Annotated in this window: 4 protein-coding genes and 2 pseudogenes; 3 read left to right on the forward strand and 3 right to left on the reverse strand. The window is 43.1% G+C overall.

Annotated features, from left to right (window positions below):
- Nucleotides 1–34: 34 nt before the first annotated feature.
- A pseudogene (gene zwf, locus BMZ71_RS00535) lies at nucleotides 35–1555 on the reverse strand (glucose-6-phosphate dehydrogenase).
- Between the two features lie 266 nt (nucleotides 1556–1821).
- Between zwf and BMZ71_RS00540 the strand changes: the two are divergent.
- Entirely contained in the window at nucleotides 1822–3138 is a 1317-nt protein-coding gene (locus BMZ71_RS00540) for a DEAD/DEAH box helicase (RefSeq protein WP_370684628.1), read from the forward strand.
- Nucleotides 3139–3576: 438 nt separating this feature from the next.
- Here BMZ71_RS00540 and BMZ71_RS00545 read toward each other — a convergent pair whose 3' ends face one another.
- Nucleotides 3577–4365, reverse strand: coding sequence for a DUF1189 family protein (locus BMZ71_RS00545; RefSeq protein ID WP_177187441.1), 789 nt, complete (start codon nucleotides 4363–4365; stop codon nucleotides 3577–3579).
- Nucleotides 4366–4507: 142 nt separating this feature from the next.
- Here BMZ71_RS00545 and BMZ71_RS00550 point away from each other — a divergent pair, with 142 nt between their 5' ends.
- Both BMZ71_RS00550 and BMZ71_RS00555 read left to right on the forward strand, forming a co-directional pair.
- On the forward strand, nucleotides 4508–5116 hold the full coding sequence (locus BMZ71_RS00550) for a superoxide dismutase (RefSeq protein ID WP_068560515.1): 609 nt from the start codon (nucleotides 4508–4510) through the stop codon (nucleotides 5114–5116).
- Between the two features lie 211 nt (nucleotides 5117–5327).
- Entirely contained in the window at nucleotides 5328–5783 is a 456-nt protein-coding gene (locus BMZ71_RS00555; RefSeq protein WP_086988441.1) for a MarR family winged helix-turn-helix transcriptional regulator, read from the forward strand.
- A gap of 66 nt (nucleotides 5784–5849) precedes the next feature.
- On the opposite strand, the pseudogene BMZ71_RS15030 reads toward BMZ71_RS00555, so the two are convergent.
- Nucleotides 5850–6161 (reverse strand): annotated as a pseudogene (locus tag BMZ71_RS15030) (IS701 family transposase); the annotation flags it as partial.

A 6161-nucleotide genomic window follows, 5' to 3' on the forward strand; every position in this document is an offset into this window, starting at 1 on the left:
GAAGCGAAACGACGCTTTTGTCCGGCCTTTAGTTTTATTCGTTTTCCTGTTTTTCTTTATAACTTTGGCTCCAATTGAATTCAGTCCAGCTGAATCCGTCCTGCTCAAGCAAAGCATCACTTTCTTTTGGACCCATCGAGTGGCTCTCATAAGCGAAAAGGGTATCCGTACAATCTTCTTGGGCATCCCAAACTTTGCGGATTTGGTCAACGAAATGCCAAGATTGCGCGACTTCATCCCAGTGGGAAAAGTTTGTTGGATCGCCGTTCAGGCAATCCAATAAGAGGCGTTCATATGCTTCAGGGCTGTTTGCCTGCGTTTCTTCATCGTAGATGTGATGCATACGAATATTTTTCATCTCAGTTCCTTGACCGACACGCTTGGCGTTCAGGCGTAAGGAGAAGCCTTCCAACGGCGAAACATGGATGGTCAGCACATTCGGTTCAGCGATTTCGTCGACGCCTTCTGTAGGGAAGATATTCATCGAAACATGTTTGAACTGGATATGGATGTATGTCTCTTTAGAAGCCATTTGTTTACCGGTTCGGATGTAGAAGGGAACACCTTTCCAACGGAAGTTATCGACTAATATTTTGCCGGCCACAAAGGTTTCGGTTGATGAAGCAGGGTTGACGTTTGGTTCCTCCCGGTAGGCTTGCAAAGCTTTTGCAGGATTTCCGGCATACTGGGCCCTGATAAAGTTGCGGTTGACCTCTTCGGGTGTGTTGTACAGACGAAGAGAACGAAGAGCTTTAATTTTCTCGGAACGCACATCCTCGCCTTGCAAGGAAAGCGGCGGTTCCATAACTAACAAAGCAACAATCTGAAGGATATGATTTTGCACCATATCGCGCAAAGCACCATTGTTGTCGTAATAAGCGCCGCGTTCTTCCACGCCGACAGTCTCGGAGAGGGTGATCTGGACATTGTCGATGTACTTGTTGTTCCACAGCGATTCGAAAATCATATTGGAGAAACGGACCGCAGAGATGTTCTACACCATCTCTTTACCCAAATAATGATCGATACGGAAGATTTGATTTTCATCAAACGACTTGCGCAACTTCGTGTTCAATGCATCCGCAGATTCGAAATCCCGCCCGAAAGGTTTCTCTATGATCAGACGGTTGAACCCGTTTTGCGTAAGTAACTTCTGTTCTTTCAGTTTTTCGGAAATGGTGCCGAAAAACTCCGGAGACATCGCCAAGTAAAAAATGCGGTTCCCTGACAGTGAATACTTGGCATCCAAAGATTCGGACAAGTCCTTCAACTTGATGTAGTGTTCCGCGTCATTGACGTTGTGTGCGATATAATAGAAATGAGCAGCGAAAGAAATTGCATCTTCCTTATCCTCGATCAAATCTTTGATGGAATCCAAGACCACTTCACGGAAATGTACATCAGACCATTCTCGTCTCGCTGTTCCGATAACGGCAAAATTATCCTTGATGAATCCTTTTTTGTATAAGCGAAATAATGACGGATACAGTTTGCGGTGAGCCAAATCACCAGTCGCTCCGAAAATAGTGAACAAAGCAGTATTTTGGGTAATCATTACATGCCCCCCTTTAGTATTATGATTAGATTTTATTCATTATATCATTATACTATTATCATTTAGCCTTGGCAACGAAAGAAAGTGTCTGTTTTCATGAGTGTGGTATGTTCTAGAGAGTGTTTTCGCATAAGTTTGTAAATATGTTGCCAATAAATTTATGGATCCTCCTTTCACATTCTTATTTGAAATTAAGGTTTAAACCTTCTGGATGTGTTATAATGGTAGGGCATAAAATACGCAGAAGAAAAACAAGAGGTGTAAACGTGGAATTTAAAGACTTTCAATTGAAGCCATTTTTGCTGGAGGCAATCAGCAAATTGAATTTCAAAGAACCGACAGATATCCAAAAACAAATTATCCCGATCATTCGGACTGGTAAGAGTGTCATAGGCCAATCGCAAACAGGAACAGGAAAAAGCCACAGTTTCTTGCTGCCTTTGATCGATGCCATCGATCCAGCAAAAAATGAAGTTCAAGTTGTCATCACTTCACCTAGTCGTGAATTAGCTGAACAATTGTACCAAACGGCCACCCAACTCATTTCGAATGCGCCAGAGGAAATCCGTATCGTCAGTTACGTAGGCGGTACAGACAAGAAACGTCAAATGTCGAAACTTATCAACAATCAACCGCACATCGTCATCGGAACTCCGGGCAGGATCCTCGATCTGGTCAACGAGCAAGCGTTGAAGATCCATACTGCATCCAAAATGGTCATTGATGAAGCGGATATGACACTGGATTTGGGCTTCCTGCATGATGTCGATCAGATTGCCGGACGTTTGCCGGAGAAACTGCAAATGCTGGTTTTCTCCGCTACGATTCCAGAGAAACTGAAGGGTTTCCTGAAGAAATACGTCGAAAACCCTGTTATTGTTCAGTTGAAACCGGAACACATCATTGCGCCAGCAATCGATAATCTGTTGCTGTCGACTAAAGGGCGAGCAAAAATTGATGTTCTGTACCAAGTGCTGACAATGGGAGAACCATATCTGGCGTTGATTTTTGCCAATACAAAACAAAATGCTGAGGAAATCGCTGATGGATTGAGACAACGTGGCATCCAGCCAGCTGTCTTGCATGGCGATGTTCCGGCTCGTGAACGCAAACGCATCATGAGAAGAGTTCATAATCTGGAGTACCAATTCATGGTGGCTACCGATTTAGCGGCAAGAGGCATCGATATCGAAGGCGTTTCGCACGTCATCAACTATGAATTGCCGAAGGACATGGAATTCTTTGTACACCGTACGGGCAGAACGGGACGCAGCAACTTAAAAGGAACAGCGATTACTCTTTACGCGCCGGGTGAAGAAAAGGCAATCGATGAACTGGAGAAGTATGGCGTTGTTTTCAAACCAGTCGCTATCGAAAAAGATCAGCTTGTTGAGACCTATGAAAGAAAACGCCGTGAGATGAGAAACGCTCCGAGTCAATTGGAACCCGATCACCGCATCCGCGGAATGGTAAACAAAGCTAAGAAACAAGTGAAACCTGGCTACAAACGTAAATTGAAAGAAAATATCGCCAGCCAGCAGAAGCGAAAAAGAAGAGCCAGCAAAACCCGCAGCCATGGGTAAAACATAAGAAAAGCCAAACGGATTCTTTAGTGGCTTACTTATGCAGCTTGCCAACAATATAATCAAAGAGGCCGCAGCAGATGATCGAAAGATCATCTTGCTGCGGCCTCTTTTTTAACATACAGGAATTTATAAAATTTTCCAGAGTGAAAAGTGTATCACCGTATGTGTTTCATAAGTTTGCAACATGTTTCATGCATCTAAAATAATGTCCAGCTTCACGGGTTAGCCCTTCGGAAATTAGATAAATCTGTCCTATTGCGCTCTTCGATGCTCAGTTGCATGGGACTCTTAGGGATTCATCCCTTAGAGCCCCAGTACAAGGTGACCGTAGGGAACGTTGCGTGGACAGATTTCCTAAATTTCTTTCAGGGCTGAACGAACCCGTTCAGCTTTTCTTAAGAGGACCAGTCGTCTCTGAAATTTGCGGGTTTCCTGCTAATCTTTGAGTGCTTTGTAGAAATAGAAAATTCCGATCAGCACGATTGCTTCATCCTGTACCAGCGGATAGAGGCCGAATCCGTTCAACAAGCTGAAGAACAGCACCGGAACAGCGGCTGCTACCAACGCCATCTTCAGGACTTCGCGGAAAAGGAGTTTTTTCCGCATAAATCCTGTTAATACATTCGCGAATAGCGCGATAATCAATAATGTAAGGAGTACACTGAATGAAGAAATAAAAAAACTGAACAAAAACATGATAACGCCGGAAAAGAACTGATTGCTCGAAAAATTATGCAACAATTTCTTGAAAGACTCGTCCGTAATGCCATCGGCCTGTTCATACGGTAATCTGAATGGGACATCTTGAGCGTAAAGGATGAAGGCTTCCTTAGAAAAGACAAGACTCAAAATCAGATCAGGCGATGCTATTTCTTTTTCGAGTTCTCTTTGTGTGTATACTTCCTGACTGTCGAAAGCCAGCAGGACGGTGTCCGTTTTATAGATAAAACCTTTATCCTTAGGTTCGTCCAACAGTAGGGCGCTGTCAGCAATAGTGAATGAAGGTATTTTGTCCGCTATCACACCCGCATCCGCCGAAAATTTTTCCAGGATGGCGTATCCATCCAGAAACAAGGGGATACTGACCGAAAGTGAGAGCAAGCAGAAGAGGAAAAAGGCCGAGCTCTTTTTTAACGTTTTGGCAGCCAGTAATTGTTTTGGCTCCATAAAACTATTTTTGACTAAACTGACGATTGAGATTGTGATCACCGCTTTCTGCATCATACTTACACAGTCTATCGAAAATGGATGCATTTAGCAATCACAAATTGTTACGGCTTCGAGGCATTATTTTTGATAAAGTAAGCAATTGATGATACAGTGAAGTCAGTCAGAAATCACCAAACAATTTTAGGAGGAATTTAACATGGCTTTTACATTACCAGCACTACCTTATGCGTACGACGCTTTGACACCATATATCGATGAGGAAACAATGCACTTGCATCATGAGAAACACCACAATGCGTACATCACAAACGCGAATGCAGCATTAGAAAAACATCCTGAGTTAGCCGACAAAACAATCGAAGAATTATTGGCTGATTTGAACAGCATTCCGGAGGACATCCGCACAGCAGTAAGAAACAATGGGGGTGGACATGCAAACCACAGCCTGTTCTGGACAGTTTTAGCACCGAATGCAGGTGGCGAACCTACGGGAGCTGTCAAGGATGGAATCGAAGAAGCATTCGGCAGTTTTGATGCCATGAAAGAAAAATTCTCCGCAGCCGCTGCAGGCCGTTTTGGATCCGGTTGGGCTTGGTTAGTAGTTTCTGATGGTAAATTGGAAATCACCTCCACTCCAAACCAAGATTCACCGATCAGCGAAGGCAAAACGCCGATTTTGGGTCTTGATGTATGGGAGCATGCTTATTACTTGAACTATAAGAACGTGCGTCCTGAGTACATCAAAGCATTCTGGAATCTTGTAAACTGGGATGAAGTCAACCGTCGTTTAGCGGCTGCAAAATAACCGAAAAAAGATATTGCAATCCAATCAAAGGATTCAGGGCACCCGCTCTGAGTCCTTTTTTCATACAGTCATAATATTGTGATGAGTGTAGAACAGATTTTGTGGATTTTTCAAGTGCGATTGTTATACTTTCCGGATAGTATCCATTAATATATATCTTGTAAGATGTATTTGTAGGATGAGAATAAATTTGGGAAGGAGACGCTACCGGATGGAAGAGTCTATTTTTGAAAGACCGCTCGAGGATCAGCTTTGTTTCGAAGTTTATCGAGCAGCGAGTGATTTCGGAAAAATGTATAACCGCGCTTTGAAAGAGTTCCATTTGACATTCCCTCAATATCTTGTGCTGTTGGTTTTGTGGGACGACAATCAGATAGTGATCAAGCACATCGGGGAGCGTTTAGGGATGGGGATCGGAACATTGAACCCAATATTGAACCGACTTGAGAAACAGGGTTGGCTCACAAAGGAACCGTCGCTTCTGGATAAGCGCGCTACCATTGTTTCCTTGAGTGAAAAAGCCGTCACTTCAAAAAAAGCAATCCATTTTGCTATTTTGTCCGAAGTGAAAGCCTGCAACCTGGAAGGTATTGATAGCTCGTTTTTGATGAAGCAGTTGAAGCTGCTCAACAGCGCTATGAGCCAGGCCGATACCGGGAGTGTCTAAATCAGGACAGTAATTAAATGTGAATAATCGAGTCATTTTTCATTCATTACACCACTTTACAAGTAATTAAAAACTATGTTTTTCTTCAGCCCATCGTTCATAAGCCTTTAGGATAGCCAGCGATTTAATCCTGTTTTCGATGGAAAGCACGAAAGTATAGAAAAATACTTCCTGCTGGATCGCCATTCCAATGAGTTGTTTCTTCACTTGAGAACTTTCCTCCTTCAAATGGGCATACCTCTCCTGTTTGAAGGGAAGAAGCTGAACGCAACTATAGGCAATGGCTAAAAAGTTGACGTAACTTTCAATTCCATTTTTGCTTCTGACCATATATTTACCGAAGGACCAGAAGGTCTTCTGTTCATAAAAGATAACTTC

This window comes from Trichococcus flocculiformis (genome assembly GCF_900113645.1).
Lineage (GTDB): Bacteria > Bacillota > Bacilli > Lactobacillales > Aerococcaceae > Trichococcus > Trichococcus flocculiformis.

Excerpts from the sequence above, each read along its gene's own strand:
- BMZ71_RS00545 (WP_177187441.1), bottom strand. The coding sequence starts at position 4,365 with ATGATGCAGAAAGCGGTGATCACAATCTCAATCGTCAGTTTAGTCAAA.
- BMZ71_RS00555 (WP_086988441.1), top strand. The coding sequence starts at position 5,328 with ATGGAAGAGTCTATTTTTGAAAGACCGCTCGAGGATCAGCTTTGTTTC.
- BMZ71_RS00550 (WP_068560515.1), top strand. The coding sequence starts at position 4,508 with ATGGCTTTTACATTACCAGCACTACCTTATGCGTACGACGCTTTGACA.